The 625-nt window shown below is 33.1% G+C and carries 1 protein-coding gene; it reads left to right on the top strand.

Features of this window, described 5'->3' with window-relative positions:
- Positions 1-245 precede the first annotated feature (245 nt).
- Positions 246-625: hypothetical protein (locus AC1DU2_RS30870; RefSeq protein WP_477389481.1), on the top strand; the 380-nt coding region annotated here is incomplete at its 3' end.

Genomic DNA, 625 nt, shown 5'->3' with positions numbered 1-625 from the left:
CTATACAGTTGAATAATTCAAACTACCCGGTACTGCAAAAGAGGTTTTCAACTTCATTAATAAGGTTAGAAATTGAATTTGTGGCAAACGGGGACATTCTAAATAACCCTTTTGATGAATTTACTGATAATTTTTCAACTATTTTCTTTTAAGTATTAATTTCTTGGTAAATTGCTCATAACCAAAATCTTAAAACTATGTTCAACTTGCCTTTTCCTACCGACAGTCTGTATAAGTTCTGCTTTATGTTTGGACTGGTGCTAATAGTATTTTCAGTTTATTATCGTGATAAGCAAATTAACAGGTACTACTCTAAAAGCAGTTATCACGCACTTGATTCACTCAAAGAAGATACTGCAACTGCCAATCTTGTTTATAGGACTGATAGTTTACAGATGGCTGCAGATAGTATAGATTTAATCAAAGAAAACGATACGGTAAGAATTAGGGCGGTAGCCCGAAGTTGGAGTAATCTTAGAGAAACTGTAGGGAATGCTGAATTAGTTAAGAAAGCATTTGATAACATTCTGGTTGATTCTCTAAAAAACGTTTCAGCAGGCGCAAATAAAAGTAGTTTTCATAGAAAGCTCGATTTTTTATGGGCACTTACAATAAATTATGATAC

The sequence above is a fragment of the Mucilaginibacter sp. P4_C11 genome (assembly GCF_056402115.1).
The sequence above is the reverse complement of the archived record's forward strand: the minus strand, read 5'-3'. Positions and strand labels throughout refer to the sequence as shown.